Raw genomic sequence first — 20,651 nt, forward strand, 5'->3', positions numbered from 1 at the left:
GACAGGGGTGCGCGCATTTTCCGGGGTAACCTGCGCTGATGCAGCTCATCGAGATTCCTGCAGTCGACACGCCCGCCGAGGCCTACCTCACCCGGCCCGCCTCCGGGCATGGGCCGGGGGTGCTGTTCTTCATCGACGCCATCGGTTTGCGCCCGCAGATCGCGGCGATGTGTGACCGGATCGCCTCATGGGGCTACGTCGTGCTCGCGCCGAACCTGTTCTACCGCTCCGGCCGGGCCGCCGATCTGGCCCCGAAGCGCGACCTGCGTGAGCCCGGCGCCCGCGAGGAGTTCTTCGGCTCGCTGGGCAACCGCACCCAGATGGGCACTGTCATGATCTTCCCCGACCTCGACCATTACCTGCGCGACCTGCAGCGGATCGAGGGCGTCCACCCCGGCCCGATCGCGGTGACGGGCTATTGCATGGGCGCCCGCCTGGCGACGTACGCAGCGACCCGGTTCGGCGACGACGTCGCCGTCGCCGGTGCTTTCCATGGCGGCCACCTGGTCACAGACGCGCCCGACAGCCCGCACGCCGATCTGAGCAAGGCCACGGCCGAGTTCGTCTACGGCCATGCCGATGGCGATGCGTCGATGGCCCCCGATGCCGTGGCCGCGCTCGGTCGCGCCCTCGACGCAGCCGGCGTCACCTACTCCAACGAGGTCTATCCCGGTGCACCACACGGCTATTCGATGGCCGACACCTCCTCGTACAACGAGGCGGGCGCAGAACGGTCGTACGAGCAGCTGCACGACGCCCTCCGGCGGCGCCTGCCGATCTGAGGCGGGCGATAATGGCGACGTCCGGAAACTGAAGGCGGCCATGAGCATCCCCCCGTACGTCAGCCCCACCTCGATCGTTGACTGGTCGGTCGACCAGCCTGACGTGGGCACGCTGCTGATCCGGGTGCGCCTGGTCGGCAGCCGCAAGCGGTGGCCCTATTGGGTGCTGGCGCGCGCCGTGAAGCGGCGCTATCTCACGGTGGCCTCGATCGTGACGATCGGGCAAGGGCCGACGGTCTACGCCGGGTGGGGACAGACGGACCGGCTGCGTGATGGCGCGTTGGCCATCCGGCGGATGATCCACGAGTCCGCGGCGGGGCGGCAGGTCGCCTCGGACTATCTGAATGCCTTGCGCACCAACGATGTTCCGCGGATGTTGGAGATCGCCGACTACGCCGTGACCGGTGGTCGGCCGCGGGTCGAAAAGGCGACGACGCCGGACGCCGAGCGCAGTGAGCTGCTGTCCGCGGCGGCAGCGTTGCGGTCCCACGATCGTTCGGTCGACGCCGATGAGGTTGCCCATCTCGCGCAGCAGCTCGATGCTGCCGCCGTACGTGAGCAGGCCACGGCCGGTCAGGCGGCCCGCGCGATTCGGGAGGTTTACCAGCACCTCGAGCGGTTGACTCCCGCCCTGCGGGAGGTCGTCGGCAGCGACGGGCGCTCGCCGAACCAGGACGCGGCCGAGGTCGTCGACGCAGCGATGACGCACCTACGCGCCGTCGCGCGTGGGGCGCAGGAGACCGACCTGCAGGCGTTGCGCGCGCTGCGGTCGTATTCGCGGCAGTGGGAAGAGCCGGGGGACGACCTCACCTTGTGAAGTGGGGCGGCACTATGCAAAGCCCGAGCCTTTAATCGTTGACGCTCATTGACACCGTGGTTGGCCTCTGGATCATGGGTGATGGTTGGACCATCAGTCCCTTGGTTGTCACCCACGGCTGGCCGAGGAGGCCCGTGGAGCGATCTGTCTGAACCCATCCCGGCGAGGAATGGCTTGGCTCATACTGATGCTTCGGTCTTGCCTTGAAGGTTGTATATGTCATCAAATCCACGCCCCGAGATCCGGGAAATACGCGTTCTCACCCCGGACGCGCTCACCACGTTGGTGGGTGCTCAACACCTCTCATCCACCGTGGTGGCGTACTTCGGCTTTACGGCGGTTGCACCGAACCACCGTCGCCAGTTCCACAAGACAGTTCGGCCGCTGACCATGGTGACGGTCAGCATCGGAACACACGCCACGCTGCGCCAGTTCTGTTTCACGATGGGGCAGAACCTTCCCACCGCCGTTGGGCAACAGGTAGCTCACGACTTTATGGGCGCCTTGTCTCGCCTCGACGCGGGGCGACTCCTGCAGATCGTCCAATTCGCGCAGGCCTACAGGCAACCCCGGCCCCTCGCGCCACCTCCTCCACAGAGAGCCAAGCCGCCGGCGCCGTCTGTGCGCGAACTCGCTGTCCAGTTCCTCCAGGCTGCGAACCGTGATGAGGACGCCAAGTTGGTCAGTCAGGTGGCAGCGCGATTCTCCGAGCTGTCGCCGGCTGGTCAGGTCGTGGCCGGTGCCGCGATTCGGACGGTCGTCGATGCCTACGTCTTCCTCAACCGCCTGACACCTCAGCATCGAACCAGCCGCGGCTCAGATGGCACGACTCCAGAAGAGGACGCTTCGTTTGCCGTTAGCGCAGCGCTCGCTCGGCTGGCGTCGTCCTTGCACGACGCCCAGCAGGGCGACACAGATCGGCTGCGCGCCCTACGCCGCTATGCAGACCAATGGGCGGCCCGGCCGGATGACCCTCTCAACCTCGGCTGACCACAGCCGAACGTGACGCACCTCTCGCCCGCAGACTGAGCACTCCGTCCATCTACTGATCAGTCGCGTCCATACTCTCCACCATGACAGCCGACAGCCACGGCCCCATGATCTTCGAGACCAGCGCCCAGGGTCTTGCCGCCACGGAGCCCCTGCGTGATGACATTCGATTGCTCGGCGGATTGCTCGGTGACGTCATCCGCGAGCAAGAGGGTCAACCGGTTCTTGACCTCGTCGAGGAAGCGCGCACCCGAGCCTTCGCCGTACGCCGGCAGGAGGTTGATCGCTCCGGGTTCGCCTCGCTGTTTCACGACCTGTCGACTCCTGACTGCCTCCACGTCATTCGCGCGTTCAGCTTGTTCGCCCTGTTGGCTAACCTCGCCGAGGACCTGCACCGCGAACGCCGCCGCGCCCTCCACGTCGGCGCGGGTGAAGCGCCGATCGACGGGTCGCTGGCTGCCACCTTCCCCAAGCTGCGCGCAGCCGACCTCGACCCGGCCAAGGTGGCCGACGCGCTCGCCAACGCGACCGTCGTCCCCGTGATCACGGCCCACCCGACCGAGACCCGCCGCCGTACGGTGTTCGACGCCCAGTCGCGGATCAAAGCCACGATGCGCTCCCGCGAACGCATGTCGCTGAACCCCGACGAAGAGCGGGACGCGTTGCGCGACATCAAGATCCAGATCATCACGCTCTGGCAGACCGCGCTCATCCGGCTCAAGCGGGTGCAGATCGAGGACGAGATCGAGGTCGGTCTGCGGTTCTTCGATGCCTCGTTGTTCGAGGTGTTGCCCCGGATCAACGCTCGGGTGCGCCGCGAGTTGAACGAGCTCTACCCGGGCGCGAACCTGCTTCAGGAGCCGATGCTGCGGGCTGGTTCGTGGATTGGCGGTGACCGTGACGGCAACCCGAATGTCACCTCGAAGGTCGTCTCCGCCGCTTCCCGCAGCGCCGCCGAGCGCGCCATCGGCCACTACCTGCGCGAGCTGGCCGCCCTCGAAATCAGCCTCTCGCTCTCGGTGCGCCTCACCGCCACGACGCCGGCGATCCGGGAGTTGGCCGAGCGCAACGGCCACGATGAGCGCGACGACGAGCCCTACCGCCAGGCGCTGCGCTGGATCCGCGGCCGGCTCCAGCAGACGTACGAAGGTTTCTTCGGTCGCCCGGCCGAGGGCGCCGTGGACGTGCCCGCGGCGACGGCATACGTCACCGCCGACGAACTGCTGGCCGACCTCAACCTCATCGATGAGTCGTTGCGCACCGGCCGCGACGATCTGCTCGCGGACGACGCACTGCTGCGCCTGCGCGGAGCCGTGCGCACCTTCGGATTCAACCTCTACGGCCTGGACCTGCGGCAGAACTCCGACGTGCACGAGGAAACCATCACCGAGCTGTTCAAGTGGGCCGGGGTTCACCCCGACTACGCGTCACTTGACGAGGACGCCAAGGTCGATCTGCTGGTCAAGGAGCTCGGTTCGCGTCGGCCACTGGTCGGCCGCGGCGCTCAGTTCTCCGATCAGACCACCAGCGAACTGGCGATCGTGGCCGCGGCCGCGGACTCCGTCCATGCCTACGGCATCGAGGCCATCCCGAACTACGTCATCTCGATGTGCACCTCGGTCTCGGACATCCTCGAGGCCGCGGTGATGCTCAAGGAGGCCGGTCTCTACGACCCGGGCGAGGGCGACGGCGCGCGCTGCAGCGTCAACATCGTGCCGCTGTTCGAGACGATCGAGGACCTGCAGGTGTCCGCGGCGACGATGCGCGCGGCGCTGGCATTGCCGGCCTACCGCGCCCTGGTCGACTCCAAGGACGGCCTGCAAGAGGTGATGCTCGGCTACAGCGACTCGAACAAGGACGGCGGCTACCTCGCTGCGAACTGGGCGCTCTACCGCGCCGAGCTCGACCTGGTCGAGGTCGCCCAGGAGTTCGACATCCGACTGCGGCTGTTCCATGGTCGCGGTGGCACCGTCGGTCGTGGTGGCGGTCCGAGCTACGACGCGATCCTCGCCCAGCCCCCGGGCGCCGTACGCGGTTCGTTGCGACTGACCGAGCAGGGCGAGATCATCGCGGCCAAATACGCCGAGCCCGCCCTGGCCGCCCGCAACCTCGAGGCGATCGTCGCCGCGACGCTCGAATCCTCGTTGCTGGACATCGAGGGACTCGACGACACCGAACGCGCCTACACCGATCTGGACGAGTTGGCGGCGCTGGCGCGGGATGCGTACGGCGACCTGGTGCACCGCACCGACGGCTTCGTCGAATACTTCAAGACCGCGACTCCGGTGGCCGAAATCGGCGCGCTGAACATCGGTTCCCGCCCGGCCTCGCGCAAGCCGACGGAGGCGATCTCGGACCTGCGGGCGATCCCGTGGGTGATGAGCTGGTCGCTGTCGCGGGTCATGCTGCCGGGTTGGTACGGCGTCGGATCGGCGATCGAAACATGGGTCGCCGGTGACGAGGAGAAGCTGGCCAAGCTGCGCCGCTATTACCGCGACTGGCCGTTCTTCCGCAGCGTCGTGTCGAACCTCGCGCAGGTCATGGCGAAGTCCGATCTGGAAATCGCCGAGCGCTATGCCGGCCTCGTCGAGGACGAGGCCCTGCGCCGCCGGGTGTTCGACAAGATCGCGGACGAACACGCCCGCACCCTGCGGATGTACGAAGCGATCACCGGCCACGCCGACCTGCTGTGGGACAACGACGCGCTCAAGCGCTCCGTCTTCAACCGCTTCCCCTACTTGGAGCCGTTGAACCATCTGCAGGTCGAGTTGCTCAAGCGATACCGCGGCGGCGACGAGGACGAGCAGGTGCGTCGCGGCATCCTGCTGACGATGAACGGTCTGGCGACGGCTCTGCGCAACTCGGGCTGATCAACCCACCTCGAACGCGTGACCCTGCTCGCGGTCCAGGTGGGTCTGCGCCTTGTTCTTCAGGAACACGATGTAGACCACCAGTGAGACCGCGATGACGAAGGTCGCGTAGACGATGAACGCGGTGCGGTGGTGGGCCTTCATCGCCTGGTAGATCAGCGGCGCGGTTCCGCCGAAGACCGAGTTGGCCAGGCCGTAGCCCAGCCCGACCCCGAGGGCTCGGATGTGGGCCGGGAACAGCTCGGCCTTCACGATCGCGTTGATCGAGGTGTATCCGGTCAGGATGATGAACCCGATCACCAGCATCAGGAACGACAGGTACTCCGAATGCTGCTTGGGCAAATAGGTGACAAGGAAATACGTGTAAATCACGCCGCCGACTCCGAAGAAGATCAGCATCGGTTTGCGGCCGATCCGGTCGCTGATCATCCCACCGATCGGCTGCATGATCATCAACACGACCAAGGCGAGCAGGTTGATCCAGGTGCCGGTCGAACCGTCGTACGCCTTCTTCACGACGCCGGGTGAGTTGACGCTGTAGACGTAGAACGCGAGCGTCCCACCGGCGGTGATCAGGAAGACCAGGATCAGCGGCCACAGGTGCTTGGTCAGCAGCTCGCGCATTGAGCCGGAGTCGGAGTCCTGGCCCTGGGAGACGGCCTCGAGGTGTTCTTTCGAGAGCGACTCGTCCATCGTCGTCCGCAGCCAGAAGACGATCACCGCGGCGACCGCCCCGATCCCGAACGCGATCCGCCAGCCGTAGTCGCCGATCGCGGACTTCCCGATCGTGGACTGCATGATCAGCAGCACCAACTGGGCCAGGACTTGCCCGCCGACCAGCGTGACGTATTGGAAGCTGGAGAAGAAGCCGCGTCGTCCGCGGGTAGCCGCCTCGGACATGTAAGTCGCCGACGTGCCGTATTCACCACCGGTGGCGAATCCCTGGATCAACCGGATCACGGTGAGCCCAATCGCCGCCCAGACCCCGATGCTGCCCCGCGTCGGCATGATCGCGATCAACAAGGAGCCGGCCGCCATGATCGACACCGACAACGTGAGCGCCGTACGCCGGCCGTGCCGGTCGGCGTACCGACCGAACCACCACGACCCGAGCGGGCGGGCCAAGAAAGTGACGGCGAAGATCGCATAGGCGTAAAGCGTGGAGTTCTTGTCGGCCGGGTCGAAGAACTTGTCCTCGAAGTAGCTGACAAAGACGGTGTAGGTGTAGACGTCGTACCACTCAACGAGATTGCCGAGCGATCCCTTGATCGTGTTGGCGATGGCGCGGCCGGTGTTCTCCGGGCGGCTCGTGTCCAGGACCGAGGCGGTCATTCGGAGGGCTCCTGATCTGGTGGGTGACAAGACGTCGTTTCTATCGCCTACCGATGGGTTCGTGGGGCCTGCGCGTCCACCCCAATCGGGACCGGACAGAATCAAGGCGATCCCCAACGGACGGAAGGCCGCCGCGATGTCCTTGCTGCGCAGGACGATCCAGCTCCCGCTGGGTTGCATCGTGCTCGGTTTCGGTGTGGCGTTGCTGCTGACCGCGAAGTTCGGCTCCGACGGGTATTCGACCCTGATGAGTGGACTGACCGACGCGATCGGTCTCGATTTCGCGATCATCAGTTGGGTCGCAGCGGCGGTGTTGGTGGCGCTCGCGTGGAGCCGCGGTCAGAAACCTGGGCCGGGCACCATCTGCCAGTTGGTCGTCGTGGGTCTGTCGGTCAGCCTGCTGCTCAAGGTGATGCCGGACGTCGATAACTTCCTCATCCGCTTGGGTCTGTTCGCCGCTGGCTACGTCGTGCTGTGCATCGGAGTGGCGGCATATCTCGCCACCGATCTCGGAGCGGGACCGACCGAAGCCGCGGCCCTCGCCTTCGACCCGCCGTTGCCGTTCCGCTGGAGCTACACGATCTTCCAGGGTCTGTGTGTGTTGATCGGCTGGCTTTGCGGCGCGACGGTGGGTGTCGGGACGATCATCTTGGCGGCCGGCATCGGGTGGTCGATCGACCGGTTGATGCCGTTGCTGGGCACCGCGGCAGAGGCGGTGGCTCACCCGGTGGACACACCCGTCGGGTAGCGACCCGCCCTTCCCTACGGGCTGGTAACTTCCGATCCGTGCCCACCGCCGCTCTGCCCGAAGACTTCGCTCCCCTTCCCCTCCAAGTTCAAGACGAGCTGTGGCTCAACATGGACCGGCCCAACAACCTGATGGTGATCGACTCCCTGGTCTGGTTGCAGCAAGAACCCGACTGGAAGGTGGTCCGGGGGACCGTTGCGCAGCGGTTGATCGAGGCTTATCCCGTCTTCCGCTGCCACCCCGAAACGATCAAGGGCAGGTCATTCTGGGTTCGCGATCCGGACTTCCGCCTCTCGCGCCACGTGCGCCGGGTGCGGCTCACGGGCGAAGTCGATGAAGAGCGCGTACGGCGGTATCTGAGCGCTCAGCGCAGCAAGCCGTTTGACCGCGCCCACCCGTTGTGGAGCGCCGTCCTGATCCCCGACGTACGCCGCCCCGATGGGCAGCTCGGCGCCGTCTTCATCCTGCGGGTCCATCACGCGATCGCCGACGGGATTCGGATGACCGAACTGGCTCTCGGTTTGTGCGACCCCGCAGAGCGGAGTGCCGCCCACACCATCGGGGCGAATGTCGGGCGTGGGCATGAGGCGAAGGGTCGTCTCAAGCCGGTGGCCTCGACGCTGCGGGCTGGCCGCCGATCGCTGTCGCGGGTGGGGGAGAACGTGATCCGCGAGGTGCGCGACCCGCTCGGTGCACCAGGTCGAGCGGTCACGAGCACGTTTGGTCTGTTGTCGGCAGCAGCCAATGAAGCGACTGGACTGATCGCCTCGCCAGGCGCGAAGTCGCTCGAAATTGCGTCGTACGTCGCCGGGCAGGCCCCAGGCGGAACGCAGACTTTCAACACGGTCACCGAAACCGTGAGCATGTTCGCTGATCGATCGGCGCCGCAGGTGTGGGCCGGCACTCCTGGGGTGCCCAAGGACGCGGTGTGGTCGTCGCCGTTGCCGTTGGAGGAGATCAAACGGATCGGCCGCGCGGCGGGCATGACGGTCAACGATGTGGTGCTGGGCGCCGTCGCCGGGGCGCTGCGCAGTTATCTGATCGAACATGGCGAGGAGCCCCACGACATCGGCTGGTTGATGCCGGTGAGTGTCCTGCCCTACGGCGAGGGGATGCCCAAGACGCTGGGCAACCACTTCGCCCTCGTCAAGCTCTCGCTCCCGGTCGCGATAGCTGATCCGGTCGAGCGGTTGCGTGAGGTCCACCGGCGCACCGACCGGATCAAGAACTCGCAGGAAACGCTGCTGACCTTCACCGCCCAGCGGGTGGTGGCCCAGTCGCCGGAGCGGGTCAGCGTTGCTCTTACGAACTACTTCGCCAACCTCACGCTGGGCGTGTTGACCAACGTTCCGGGCCCGCGCGAACCGGTGACCTTCGCCGGGGTGTTGGTCGACGCCATGCTCGGTTGGGCCCCGGCGTCCGGCAACCAGGCGTTGACCATCGCGATCTACAGCTACGCCGGCCAGGTCTATATCGGCATCGGTTCCGATCGCACCCTCATCCCCGACGCAGACCGCTTGGTCGACCTGTTGGAGCAACAGTTCGCCTAGTGCATCCATTCGAATTCAGTTGACATTCATCGACGACAAGGACAAAGAATCATGGCCGTTGCCATCACCAAGAGCACGACGATCAACGCCCCGTTCGAGCGCGTCCTCGAGGTCATCCGGGATCTCGAAAACGAGCCGACCTGGTGGCCGGGAATGCTGTCGGCGACCACGCTGACCAGCGACGACCAGGGCCGGCCGACGCGCGGCAAGCTGGTTAACGAGGTGGCCAAGATCGGCAAGGACGAGTTCGAACTCGACTTCGTCCAGCGCGACGACGGCATGACCTGGTCGCTTTCGAAGCCGACCTCGATGCAGAAGGGTCAGCGCGGCGAGTGGACGCTGGTCGACAAGGGCGGCTCGACCGAGGCGACCCTTTTCCTGGAGCTCGACGCGAACATCCCGGTTCCCGGCTTCCTGCAGAAGAAGATCATCGAGGGCCAGGTCAAGGGTGTTTTGGCCGCGCTACAGAAGACCTGCCAGGCCTAGACCTCACGGGCCAGGTGGGTCCACGTGTCGGTGACCTGCATCCCGACCTTCTGATAGAGCGGGAGGGCGCCCGTACGGCTGTCGGTCGACAGTCCGAACCGCTGCGCCCCACGTTCGCGACCAGTTCGGAACGCTTCGGCCATGAGAGCTCGCGCCAAGCCCTTTCCGCGCTGATCGCGGCGCACCGCTAGTTGGTCGATGTAGGCCTCGCCCTGTGCGTCCAGGATCGTGCAGGCCACGCCGACCGGTGTTCCCTCAGGATCGACAGCGAGCTGAATCTGCCACGGCTCGAAACCGCGCCGACCGAGCATCCGGGGGTACCAGTCGTCGTAGGACTGCGGGGAGCGGTCGGGCCACTCGTTGAACGCATTCTCGATGAGTTCGTACGCCACCCGTTCGTCGCCCGATGTGAAGGCGCGAATCGTGTGGCCGGGAGGTAAGGCGGTCGTGGCGATCGGGCTCTCCGGCGGCAGTTCCAGCACCCAAGACGTCCACTTCGGTTCGTAGCCGCGGCCGCGCAGCAGGGTGTCGCCGGCGCATCCGGCGAACCGGGTTTGCCCAACCAAGCCGTCGCCGTCGCGGCGCGCGACCTCTTCGGTCCACTGCGCGAGCGCCGTCCCGATGCCCAATCCCTGATGGTCCGGGTGCACAGCGGCGTCAGCCCGGCGACCGAGAAAAACCTCGGCCGCAGCGATCAAAACCTCGCCAGCGAAAACCCCGACGCTCTGTGTTGCCAGATCGAAACTGCTTCTGGCCCAATCACTTTCGATGTCCTCGGCCTCGAGGGAGAGTTTGCCGCAGTCAGCCAATTCGGCTGCGGCGTAGACCTCGAACGTCGCGTCGAGGTCGCCGTCACCCAATGCGCGTTGGCTCAATCCGGTGGGCAGGTTCATTGGCCCATCATGCGCGTGCGGACCGCGGGTGCGCCACGATATTTCCATGCGCTCCAACACCCTGACCGATGTTCCCGGCGTCCTCGTCGGCCACCACGACCAACGCGGCGACGGCTGGCTGACCGGCACCACGGTCGTACGCTTCCCGGGCGATGGCGCAGTGGCCGGCGTCGACGTACGCGGGGGAGGGCCGGGCACCCGTGAGACCGACCTGCTCGACCCGCGCAACATGGTGCAACGAGTCCACGCCATCGTGCTGACCGGCGGATCGGCATTCGGGCTGGCCGCGGCCGACGGAGTGATGCAGGCGTTGGCGGCCGAAGGTGTCGGGCTGCCGGTGCCGGCCGGGGACGCAACGGTCACCGTCCCGATCGTGCCCGCCGCGGTGATCTTCGACCTCGGGCGTGGCGGCGACCCGCTGTGTCGCCCAGATGCCTCGTTCGGCGCAGCGGCGCTCGCGGCCGCCTCGGAAGGGCCGGTCGCGATGGGTGTCGTGGGGGCGGGGACAGGGGCGAAGGTGGGCGAGCGCGCCCTCAAAGGCGGCGTCGGTTCGGCGTCGATCGTGCTCGACGACGGGACCTCGGTTGGCGCGCTGGTGGTGGTGAACGCGATCGGTTCGGTGGTCGACCGCACGACCGGTCAGCTCTATGCGGCCCGATTCGGCCTCCCCGGCGAGTTCCCGACCCCCACTACCGCCGTAGTAAAGGATTTCGGTCGTTATAGCGACCACTTTTCGAGCCCGCCCGCGGCCGGCACCGCGACCACCCTCGCGGTGATCTCGACGGACGCGACCCTCACGAAGGCGCAGTGCCAGAAGCTGGCGGGCATCGGACACGACGGGATGGCGCGCGCCCTCAACCCGGTGCACACCATGTTCGACGGCGACACCGTATTCGCGACCTCCACCACGAGTCGCCCGGAGCCCGACGACCTGGGCTTCCACCTGTTGCTGACCGTGGCTGCCGACTGCGTCACCCGGGCGATCGGCCACGCGCTGCTCTCGGCAGAACCAGCGGGTGGGTTCCCGTCGTACCGGCAGGTGTATTTGAGTTAGCCCCAAATCCGCGCGCCTTGTCCACATCTGCCTGGCCTATAGGAGGCGCAAATGTCGATAAGGCGCGCGGATCTGTGAGCCGACGCGCGAAGTGGTGGTCAGGAGTTCTGGGGGAACCCCAGGTTCAGGCCGCCATGGGAGGGGTCGAGCCAGCGGGAGGTGACGGCCTTCGTACGGGTGAAGAAGTGCACGCCCTCCATCCCGTGGGCGTGGCTGTCGCCGAACAGCGAGGACTTCCAGCCGCCGAACGAGTAGTAGGCCATCGGCACCGGGATCGGGACGTTGATGCCGACCATCCCGACCTCGACCTCCTGCTGGAAGCGCCGAGCGGCGCCGCCGTCGTTGGTGAAGATCGCGGTGCCGTTGCCGTAGGGGGAGGCGTTGATCAGGTCGAGGCCCTCGTCATAAGACTGCACGCGTACGACCGACAAGACCGGGCCGAAGATCTCGTCTGTGTAGATGGACATGTCGGAGGTGACCTTGTCGAAGAGCGTTGGGCCGACGAAGAAGCCGTTTTCGCCACCGTGGAATTCGCCGTCGCGACCGTCGACCACCAGGTCTGCTCCGGCAGCCTTGCCAGCAGCGATGTAGTCGGTGATCCGGTCGCGGGCTTGGGCGGTCACGACCGGGCCCATGTCGCAGGCGGTCGATCCGTCGCCGGTCTTCAGCGACGCCATCCGCTCCTTCACCTTGGCGATCAGCCCGTCGGCGATCGAGTCGACCGCGACCACAACCGAGATCGCCATGCAGCGCTCGCCGGCCGATCCGAAACCGGCGTTGATCGCCGCATCTGCTGCGAGGTTGAGGTCGGCGTCGGGCAACACCAGCATGTGGTTCTTCGCGCCGCCGAGAGCCTGCACCCGCTTGCCGGCTGCGACCCCGCGCTCATAGACGTACTTCGCGATCGGCGTTGAGCCGACGAACGAGACTGCCTTCACGATCGGGTGATCCAGCAGCGCGTCGACGGCTTCCTTGTCGCCGTGGACCACGTTCATCACACCGTCGGGCAGCCCGGCCTCGCGCCAGAGATCAGCCACCGCATTCACCGCGCTCGGGTCCTTCTCGGACGGCTTGATCACCACGGCGTTGCCGCAGGCGATCGCGATCGGAACGAACCAGAGAGGCACCATGGCCGGGAAGTTGAACGGCGAGATCACCGCGACGACACCCAACGGCTGCAGGATCGAATATGCATCAACCGAGGTGGACACATTCTCCGAATAGCCGCCCTTGAGCAACTGCGGGATGCCACAGGCGAACTCGGCGACTTCCAGCCCGCGGGTGACCTCACCGAGGGCGTCGGAGGTGACCTTGCCGTGTTCGCTGGTGATGAGCTGCGCGATCCGCTCCTTGTTCTCGTTCAACAACTGCCGGAACGCGAACAACACAGCGGTGCGCTTCGACAGCGAGCTGACATTCCATCCTTTGGCGGCTGCAGCGGCATGTTGCACCACGTCGTCGACAATCTCCGCCGAGGCCAGATCGAGGGTTCCGGTCACCTCCCCGGTCGCCGGGTTGAAGACGTCGCTGGTCCGCTCGACCGGTCCTTCGTAGGGAGTGTGGCCGAGCAGGTGGGTGATCCGTGTGGTCATGGCTTTCCTTCTGGTGCAACGGAATTGATCGGAAACGGCAGTCTTGGATCGACGCTCTGGGAGGCCCAGGTCTCTCGTACCCACGCGTGGTTCGGGTCGTCGACGATGCGCCAGGCGCGTTCGGGGCCAGGGCCGGCCATCACGTTGAGGTAATACAGGTGGTAGCCCGGTGGCGCCATGGATGGGCCATGCCAGCCGTGCGGAACCAGCACCACATCGCCGGAGCGAACCTGGGTGTCGACGTCGATCGGGCGCTCGTCGGCGGAGTAGACGACCTGGTAACCGTGTGGGTCACCGGCCGACGGCCCCTGCGACTGCACCTCGAAGTAGTAGATCTCCTCGAGCTGGGTCTCTTCACCCGGCCGCTCGGTGTCGTGCTTGTGGGGCGGGTAGGACGACCAGTTCCCGGCAGGAGTCAACACCTCGCAGCAGATGATCGAATCTGCCCGCATCGCATCCGGTGTCGCGAAGTTGTGCACCTGCCGCGACGCGTTGCCGGCGCCGCGAGTCTCCACCGGCACCTCGCCCGCGGGTACGACCTGGAACGGATGGTCTGTGCTGGCTGGGGCATGACAGAGCGCGACCCTTGCGGGCCCGGCGGCGGTGACGGTGAACGTCGAGTTCCGGGGGACGTACGCAACATCCGCCGGTCCGTCGAACACGGTTCCGGGCCGCTCCAACGCAACCTTGCCGCCACCGAAGGAGACAACGACGCGGCCGGCCAGCGGGACCACGACGAACTCCGATCCGGTGGTCTCAACGGTGCGGGTTTCGCCGTCGGGGAGGGTGCCTACCAAGAGCCCGGTGTGTGACCACTCGGGTGACCCGGGACGAACGTCGACCTCCCACCCGTCGTTGGCGAGCGTGCCAGCAGGCTTATGCCAGTTCATGATCCGTGCACCAATCGGGCGGTGATGTCGACCGTGGCGGAGACGTCACCATCGGGTGGATAGAGCAGGGCTCGCCCGATCACCAGCCCGGCCGCGGTGGGCGCGGTGAGCGCCTCGGCCCAGGAGGCGTAGGTGTCGTCCGGCGCTCCCGTCGGGTCGCCACCTAGTAGGAGCGTGGGAAGCGTCGTCGCGCCGAGGACCCGCTGCATGTCGGCGACCACCGGCACCTTCAGCCAGGTGTAGGCGCTGGTCGACCCCAATCCCGAAGCAACGGCTATCGAGCGGATCACCGCATCAGGCGTGAGCAGGTTGCGGGCGCGGCCGTCGGATCCCATCTCGGACCAGAACGGTTCGATGATGGCCAGCTTCCGGTGGGCCGCGAGCGAATCGATGGCGTGGGCGGTCGACTCCAGCGTGGCCGCGGTGGCCGGTTCAGACAGGCAGATCCGGGTCAGCGTCTTGCCGCCGTCGAGCCCGTGAGCGGCGATTGCGTCGGCGGTGTAGCCGGTGAACCGGTCATCGAACTCGAACGAAGCCCCTTGCAGCCCACCGCGGTTCATCGATCCGATGACGAGCTTGTTGTCGAGCAGTCCGAGCAGCAGAAGGTCTTCGAGGATGTCCGCGGTGGCCAACACCCCGTCGACGCGCGGGTTCTCCAGCGCGACGGCCAGCCGGCGCAACAGATCGATGCGGGAGGCCATCGCGGACGAGCGGTCACGCACCCCGAGCGACGCGCGGGCCGGATGATCGGCGGCCGCGATCAACAGTCGCTCCCCGACCGGCCGCGAGCGTCGAGCAGCCCAGGCCGCGCTCACGGCCTGTGGATCGCGGGCTCTCCGACGAGTGAGCTCGTGCAGATCCTGATCGCTGATCGTCATCGCATCACCTCTGTTACTTCGCTGGTGGTCGGCATCGCCGAGGAGCACTCCAGTCGACCGGCGACGATGGCGCCGGCGGCGTTGGCGAAACGGATGACGCGAGACAGCTCCCAGCCGCTGCGCAATCCGTGCACCAGCGCGCCGCCGAAGGCGTCGCCCGCGCCGAGGCCGTTCACGACGTCCACCGGAACCGGCGGCACCTCGACGGTCTCGTCCGCGGTCATCGCGAGGGTGCCGCGCGGTCCTTGTTTCACCACGGCCAGGTCGAGGCCCCGGTCCAGCAAGGCGTGAGCGGCGCGATGCGGATCGGTTTCGCCGACGGCGACCTCGCATTCCTCCCGGTTTCCGACGGCCACCGTGACCTGCTCGAGGGCAGCCGACACGACCGCAGTCGCCTCGCTCGGATCGGGCCAGAACATGGGTCGATAGTCCAGGTCGAGGATCGTCAGTGGGGCACGACCACGCAGTGACCACGCATGCTGGTGGGCTGCCCGCGACGGTTCGCGCGACAGTCCGGTCACGGTCGACCAGAACACCCGGGCGTCGGCCACGGCGGGCGGGATCAGGTCCGGGGTCAGCGTCAGGTCGGGTGCGATCGGCTCCCGGTAGAAGTAGAGAGGGAAGTTGTCAGGCGGAAAGATCTCGCAGAAGGTGATCGGGGTTTTCAGGTCGGCGTTGGCTGTCACCCACTGCGGCGAAACCCCGAAACCGTCCAACTCGCGCATCAGGTAGCGCCCGAACGGGTCGTCGCCCGTTCGCGAGATCAACGCCGTACGAACCCCGTGGCGTGCCGCTGCGACCGCCACATTGGCGGCGCTACCGCCCAGGAACTTGCCGAAGGTCGGCACGTCCTCAAGCCCAACGCCGCTGGTCAGGGGGTAGAGATCGACGCCAAGGCGGCCGATCGCGATCAGGTCGTACGCACTCATTGGTCACCTCCACTCTCGGAATCAAAATGTAACGACATATTGACTTCGGTATCGGTTCGGCTGTCTATGATCGCGATATGGCTGTGACCGTGGCGGTGGTGATTGATCGGAGTAGTCCGATCCCGCTGTATTTCCAGCTCGCCCAGCAACTCACCCAGGCGATCGAGAGCGGCACGCTGAAACCCGGCGATCCGTTCGAGAACGAGCTCGCGCTGGCGAAGCGGCTGGACCTGTCGCGTCCGACGGTGCGTCGAGCGATCGCCGAGCTGGTCAATCGCGGTCTGGTCACCCGTCGGCGCGGCATCGGAACAACGGTCGCCAGCGAGGTCATTCACCGGCGCGACGAGCTGACCAGCCTTTACGAGGACCTGGTGCGGTCGGGCAAGGAGCCGCGCACCGAACTGCTCGCCTTTGATCGGCAGGCCAGGTCGAAGGAAGCGGCGGAATTCTTCGGGGTGGATGCGGACACCGATCTGGTGTTCGTGCATCGGCTGCGCTACGCCGGCGAGATGCCGCTGTCGGTCCTGAACAACTGGTTGCTGCCGGCCGCTGCTGGGTTTGACGAAGCGAAGCTGGTCGACCGCGGTCTCTATGCGTTGATGCGGGAGGTCGGGGCGCGGCCGGTGGTCGCGAAGCAGCGCATCGGGGCCCGCCGCCCGACGGTCGCCGAGCGCAAGATGCTGTGCACCGATCGCGGGGAGCCGTTGCTGACCATGACTCGACGGGCCTACGACGACAGCGGCGCTCCGGTCGAGTTCGGCGACCACTGTTATCGCGCGGATCACTACGCGATCGAGATCACCGTCCACGAGTCCTGAGCCCCATCACAGGTGGTGCCGTTGCTGGGTCTTGTGGGCGCGATAGGTGGCGTAGGCATCGCGGGTCGATTCCAGCTCTGACACCTCGCTGATCGGCACGTCCCACCACGCCGAGCCCGGCGGGTTCGGCCCACGTAGATCGGTCTCGACGTAGACGACGGTCGCCTCGCCGCCGTCGAGCGCCGCTTGGAAATTCTTTCGAAACTCAGCGATCCCGTTGCAGCGCAACACCTTCAAGCCCCAGCTGGCCGCGTTCGCTGCGAGGTCGAGCGGTGCGGGAGATCCGTCCGGGCGAACGTACGACGTCCCGAACCGCTGCGACCCCACCGACTCCGAGAGTGCTCCGATGGAGGCGAAGCCGTGGTTCTGCAGCAACACGATGACCACTTTGAGGCCTTCGGCGGCGATCGTCGCCAGCTCCATCGGCATCATTTGATAGGACCCGTCACCGACCACGGCGACGACATTGCGGTCGTCGTCGCCCATCGCCAGCCGCGCTCCGAGCGCCGCAGGAATCTCGTAACCCATCGTCGAATAGGCGTATTCGAGGTGGTACTGGTCGGCGGAGGTGGCCCGCCACAGCGCCTGCAAATCACCGGGCATCGACCCGGCCGCGTTGATGATCACATCGCGCGGCGCCATCAGTTCGTTCATCGCGCCGAACACCTCGGTCTGCGCCGGCAGCGGCTGGTGGTCGCGGTGGTAACACTGCTCGATCACGGCGTCCCACTCTTGCCATAGGCGGGCGGCGTCGGCGGCGAGTTCTTCCGGGGCGTGCCAGTCGGCCAACTCGGCGGTGAGTCCTTCGAGCCCTGCCCGCGCGTCGCCGACCAGCATGGTCGCGGACTGCTTGGCGGCGTCGAATGCCGCCACGTTGAGGTTCACGAAGCGAACGTCGGGGCGGGCGAACACGGTGTGGGAGGCGGTGGTGAAGTCGGACCAGCGCGTTCCGACGCCGATCACCACGTCGGCTTCGGCGGCCAATCGATTGGCCGCGCTGTTGCCGGTCGCGCCGATCCCACCGACTGCGAGCGGGTGGTCAAAGGCGATCGCGCCCTTGCCGCTCTGAGTGTCGGCCACCGGGATGCCGGTCGCTTCCGCGAGGGCGCGCAGCGCGTCTCCTGCCGCGGAGTAGACGACTCCGCCACCGGCGACCAACAGCGGGCGTCGGGCTGAGCGAATCAACGCAGCGGCGCGGCGTACGGCCTCGGGGTCGGGGACCGTGCGCGGAATGTGCCAGACCCGCCGGTCGAAGAATTCGACCGGCCAGGCGTAGGCCTCGGCCTGTACGTCCTGGGGCAGGCAGATGGTGACCGCGCCGGTCTCGGCCGGGTCGGTCAACACCCGCATCGCGGCCAGCAGGCTCGGCATCAGCTGCTCCGGCCGGTTGATCCGATCCCAGAAGCGCGACACCGGTTTGAACGCGTCGTTGACGGAGATGTCGGCGGTGCGCGGGTCCTCCAACTGCTGCAACACCGGGTCGGGGTAGCGGGTGGCGAACTGGTCGGAGGGCAGCAGCAACACCGGCAGCCGGTTGGTGGTCGCGAGCGCCGCGCCGGTGATCATGTTGGTCGCGCCAGGGCCGATGGAGGTGGTGACCGCGAGGGTGCTGCGCCGCTTGGTCTCCTTGGCGTAGGCCGCCGCGGCGTGGACACCACCCTGTTCGTTGCGCATCAACCAGTAGGGCATCGACGGCTGCTCGGAACGGGCATCCTGCAGCAGCGCTTGGCCGACTCCAGCGACGTTGCCATGGCCGAAGATGCCGAAACAGCCTGCGATCAAACGAGTTTCGATGCCGTCGCGCTCGGAGTGCTGGGCCGCGAGAAACCGGACAAGCGCCTGGGCGACCGTGAGACGCACTGTCTGCGCGGCGGCGTAGGGATAGCTGGAAACCATGGCTCCTCCGAGGTGGATGACGCTCTCCGGCGATGCTATCCAATTGTGCTGACATGCAGACATGACCTGCGTCAGCAGGGACGGGCAGGCCAACGGCACGGCGCCCGGGGGGACGTCGTGCCGTCGGTGTCTGGGGAAGCTACTGCTGCTCGCCGGCGATGTTGACCATCCATGCGACTCCGAACTTGTCGGTGCACATGCCGAAGGTGTCGCCCCACATCTGTTTCTCGAGCGGCATGGTGACGCTGCCGCCGTCGCTGAGCTGGTTCCAGTAGCCGGTGAGCGCCTCGGTCTCGTCGCCGGACAGGCTGATCGACATGCCCTGCATGGGTGCGAGGTCCATGCCGGGAGGAGTGTCGGAGGCCATCAGCGCGAAGCCATCGTCGGTTTCGAGCATGGCGTGCATGACGCCGTCCTTGGCATCGGACTCGTCGCCCATCTCGGCAAACGTGGAGATGTTGAGCTGACCGCCGAACACCTGCTGATAAAAGGTCATCGCCTCGCGTGCGTTGTCGCGGAACGAGAGGTAGGGGTTGAGTCGCTGTGTCATGGCGTCACTTTCCTCGAGGAAGACCGGACCGCTCAAACCTAGGGCTCTGCCGTAGCTCGCGCTGCGAAATCCGGCGAGATCACAGCCACCCGTCGTCGATCGGTAACTGAAGGGAGTCGGCGCGAAGGCGGAGCGTGAAACCACTCCGTACGGATGAAGCGCCCGACCGCCAGGCCTGGGACAGTTGAACCATGCTCACCTCGACCCACATATTCACCGCCCGCGTTTCCTACCCGCGCGATGAGGTGTGGAACTGGTTCGCCCGCCCGGGCGCGCTGCACCGGCTGGCGCCGCCGTGGATGACGCTCCAGCCGGCGAAGGAAGCCGAGAACCTGCGCGACGGGGAAGCCGTGCTGGTGCCGCGGGTCGTCACCGCGACTGTGCCGGGCACTCGCTGGGTCGCCACCCACCAGGGCGACGGCTTCCGGGAGGGCGAGCAGTTCGTCGACGTCTGCACCTCCGAGCCTTATGCGACGGCCACCGCGTGGCGCCACGAGCACGGCTTCGCCGATCACCCCGACGGCACCGAACTGACCGACCGACTGACCTCCCGGCTGCCGAAGCGGATGCTGCGGCCGGTGTTCGACTACCGAGCCGACCAACTGCGCGCGGACCTCGCTGCCCACGCCCGTTTCCCGAAGCAGTCGCTCACCATCGCGATCACCGGGGCATCGGGTCTGGTCGGAACCGCGCTCACAGCGTTCCTGTCCACCGGCGGCCACCGCGTCATCCGGCTCGTCCGCTCGGAGCCCAGCACCGGCGGGTCATACGAAGAGCGCCAGTGGAACCCGGAGCAACCCGATCCGGCGATCTTCGAGGGCGTCGACGCGGTCGTCCACCTCGCCGGGGCATCGATTGCCGGTCGCTTCACCCCCTCCCACATGGCAGCGATCCGTGACAGCCGGGTCGAGCCCACCCGGTTGCTCGCGAAAGCCGCTGCGACACAGGGTGATCCGAAGGTGTTCGTGTCGGCCTCGGCCATCGGCTTCTATGGCGCGGACCACGGCGACGAACTGCTCGACGAGGCGAGTCCGGTCGGCGAAGGCTTCCTTGCCTCGGTCGTACGTGAATGGGAGGCGGCCACCGCGCCCGCGGCCGACGCTGGGTTGCGGACGGTCATCGTGCGCACCGGAATCGTGCAGTCCACCCGGGGTGGGGTTCTTGCGCTACTGAAGCCGGTCTACGAGTCCTTCCTCGGTGGACGCCTTGGCAACGGGCAGCAGTGGACGTCGTGGATCGCCTTGGACGACCTCATCGAGATCTATCACCGGGCCTTGCTCGACCCGGCCCTCAGCGGCGCGGTCAACGCGGTGGCGCCCGACGCCGTACGCAATGAGGACTACAGCCGCGAGCTCGCCGCCGCGGTGCATCGGCCGAGTTTGCTCCCGGTTCCGGCATTTGGTCCGCGCCTACTGCTCGGCGATCGCGGGGCGCGGGAGCTGGCGTTTGCCAGTCAGCGAGTCGTGCCGGCAGCGCTGGTCGAGGCCGGTCACCACTTCCGATTCACCGACCTGCGCGCCGCGCTCGACCATGAAGTGGGCAACGCGGCCACCCGCTGAGGTGGCGCAGCGCCTAC

Annotated in this window: 18 protein-coding genes; 10 read left to right on the top strand and 8 right to left on the bottom strand. The window is 66.8% G+C overall.

Annotation, left to right across the window (positions count from 1 at the left end; all coding sequences use genetic code 11):
• Positions 1–38 precede the first annotated feature (38 nt).
• From ACYU98_RS04315 to ppc, 4 genes are all read left to right on the top strand, one after another.
• Entirely contained in the window at positions 39–782 is a 744-nt protein-coding gene (locus ACYU98_RS04315) for a dienelactone hydrolase family protein (protein WP_460466959.1), read from the top strand.
• A gap of 40 nt (positions 783–822) precedes the next feature.
• Positions 823–1,599, top strand: a complete 777-nt coding sequence (locus tag ACYU98_RS04320; protein ID WP_460466960.1) for a hypothetical protein — start codon at positions 823–825, stop codon at positions 1,597–1,599.
• A gap of 315 nt (positions 1,600–1,914) precedes the next feature.
• The gene (locus tag ACYU98_RS04325; RefSeq protein ID WP_460466961.1) at positions 1,915–2,589 is read left to right on the top strand and encodes a hypothetical protein; all 675 of its coding nucleotides are present in this window, start codon (positions 1,915–1,917) and stop codon (positions 2,587–2,589) included.
• Between the two features lie 83 nt (positions 2,590–2,672).
• A complete protein-coding gene (gene ppc / locus ACYU98_RS04330; RefSeq protein WP_460466962.1) occupies positions 2,673–5,459 on the top strand; it encodes a phosphoenolpyruvate carboxylase in 2,787 nt (928 codons plus the stop codon).
• Here ppc and ACYU98_RS04335 read toward each other — a convergent pair whose 3' ends face one another.
• Positions 5,460–6,791 (bottom strand): MFS transporter, encoded by a 1,332-nt coding sequence (locus ACYU98_RS04335; RefSeq protein ID WP_460466963.1) that lies wholly within the window; start codon positions 6,789–6,791, stop codon positions 5,460–5,462. It abuts the gene before it with no gap.
• A gap of 136 nt (positions 6,792–6,927) precedes the next feature.
• On the opposite strand from ACYU98_RS04335, the gene ACYU98_RS04340 reads away from it, so the two are divergent.
• The 3 genes from ACYU98_RS04340 to ACYU98_RS04350 are packed head-to-tail and all read left to right on the top strand — an operon-like array spanning position 6,928 to position 9,575.
• Complete coding sequence (locus ACYU98_RS04340; RefSeq protein ID WP_460466964.1) at positions 6,928–7,539, top strand: YczE/YyaS/YitT family protein; 612 nt, start codon at positions 6,928–6,930, stop codon at positions 7,537–7,539.
• 38 nt (positions 7,540–7,577) lie between these two features.
• Positions 7,578–9,089 carry a WS/DGAT domain-containing protein gene (locus tag ACYU98_RS04345; RefSeq protein WP_460466965.1) on the top strand — a complete coding sequence of 504 codons (1,512 nt, stop codon included), beginning with the start codon at positions 7,578–7,580 and terminating at the stop codon, positions 9,087–9,089.
• Positions 9,090–9,140: 51 nt separating this feature from the next.
• On the top strand, positions 9,141–9,575 hold the full coding sequence (locus tag ACYU98_RS04350; protein ID WP_460466966.1) for an SRPBCC family protein: 435 nt from the start codon (positions 9,141–9,143) through the stop codon (positions 9,573–9,575).
• Here ACYU98_RS04350 and ACYU98_RS04355 read toward each other — a convergent pair.
• A complete protein-coding gene (locus tag ACYU98_RS04355; RefSeq protein ID WP_460466967.1) occupies positions 9,572–10,468 on the bottom strand; it encodes a GNAT family N-acetyltransferase in 897 nt (298 codons plus the stop codon). The two genes, ACYU98_RS04350 and ACYU98_RS04355, sit on opposite strands and share 4 nt — an antisense overlap.
• A 46-nt stretch (positions 10,469–10,514) precedes the next feature.
• Here ACYU98_RS04355 and ACYU98_RS04360 point away from each other — a divergent pair, with 46 nt between their 5' ends.
• Positions 10,515–11,522: a P1 family peptidase gene (locus ACYU98_RS04360; protein WP_460466968.1), complete on the top strand. Its 1,008-nt coding sequence runs from the start codon at positions 10,515–10,517 to the stop codon at positions 11,520–11,522.
• Between the two features lie 98 nt (positions 11,523–11,620).
• Here ACYU98_RS04360 and ACYU98_RS04365 read toward each other — a convergent pair whose 3' ends face one another.
• Genes ACYU98_RS04365 through iolC form a run of 4 tightly spaced genes read right to left on the bottom strand, consistent with a single transcriptional unit; the run spans position 11,621 to position 15,811 of the window.
• A complete protein-coding gene (locus ACYU98_RS04365) occupies positions 11,621–13,114 on the bottom strand; it encodes a CoA-acylating methylmalonate-semialdehyde dehydrogenase (RefSeq protein ID WP_460466969.1) in 1,494 nt (497 codons plus the stop codon).
• The gene (gene iolB, locus ACYU98_RS04370) at positions 13,111–14,007 is read right to left on the bottom strand and encodes a 5-deoxy-glucuronate isomerase (protein WP_460467409.1); all 897 of its coding nucleotides are present in this window, start codon (positions 14,005–14,007) and stop codon (positions 13,111–13,113) included. Before iolB ends, ACYU98_RS04365 begins: the two co-directional genes overlap by 4 nt.
• Entirely contained in the window at positions 14,001–14,882 is an 882-nt protein-coding gene (locus tag ACYU98_RS04375) for a Cgl0159 family (beta/alpha)8-fold protein (RefSeq protein WP_460466970.1), read from the bottom strand. The genes iolB and ACYU98_RS04375 overlap by 7 nt, the downstream gene beginning before the upstream one ends.
• On the bottom strand, positions 14,879–15,811 hold the full coding sequence (iolC, locus tag ACYU98_RS04380) for a 5-dehydro-2-deoxygluconokinase (RefSeq protein WP_460466971.1): 933 nt from the start codon (positions 15,809–15,811) through the stop codon (positions 14,879–14,881). The genes ACYU98_RS04375 and iolC overlap by 4 nt, the downstream gene beginning before the upstream one ends.
• 77 nt (positions 15,812–15,888) lie before the next feature.
• Here iolC and ACYU98_RS04385 point away from each other — a divergent pair, with 77 nt between their 5' ends.
• Positions 15,889–16,629, top strand: a complete 741-nt coding sequence (locus ACYU98_RS04385; RefSeq protein ID WP_460466972.1) for a GntR family transcriptional regulator — start codon at positions 15,889–15,891, stop codon at positions 16,627–16,629.
• Between the two features lie 6 nt (positions 16,630–16,635).
• On the opposite strand, the gene iolD is transcribed toward ACYU98_RS04385, so the two are convergent.
• Together iolD and ACYU98_RS04395 are read right to left on the bottom strand one after the other, a co-directional pair.
• Positions 16,636–18,525: a 3D-(3,5/4)-trihydroxycyclohexane-1,2-dione acylhydrolase (decyclizing) gene (gene iolD / locus ACYU98_RS04390; RefSeq protein ID WP_460466973.1), complete on the bottom strand. Its 1,890-nt coding sequence runs from the start codon at positions 18,523–18,525 to the stop codon at positions 16,636–16,638.
• 139 nt (positions 18,526–18,664) lie between these two features.
• On the bottom strand, positions 18,665–19,075 hold the full coding sequence (locus tag ACYU98_RS04395; RefSeq protein WP_460466974.1) for a VOC family protein: 411 nt from the start codon (positions 19,073–19,075) through the stop codon (positions 18,665–18,667).
• A gap of 191 nt (positions 19,076–19,266) precedes the next feature.
• On the opposite strand from ACYU98_RS04395, the gene ACYU98_RS04400 reads away from it, so the two are divergent.
• Positions 19,267–20,634 carry a TIGR01777 family oxidoreductase gene (locus tag ACYU98_RS04400; protein WP_460466975.1) on the top strand — a complete coding sequence of 456 codons (1,368 nt, stop codon included), beginning with the start codon at positions 19,267–19,269 and terminating at the stop codon, positions 20,632–20,634.
• Positions 20,635–20,651: the final 17 nt, after the last annotated feature.

It is taken from the genome of Calidifontibacter terrae, from assembly GCF_054778835.1.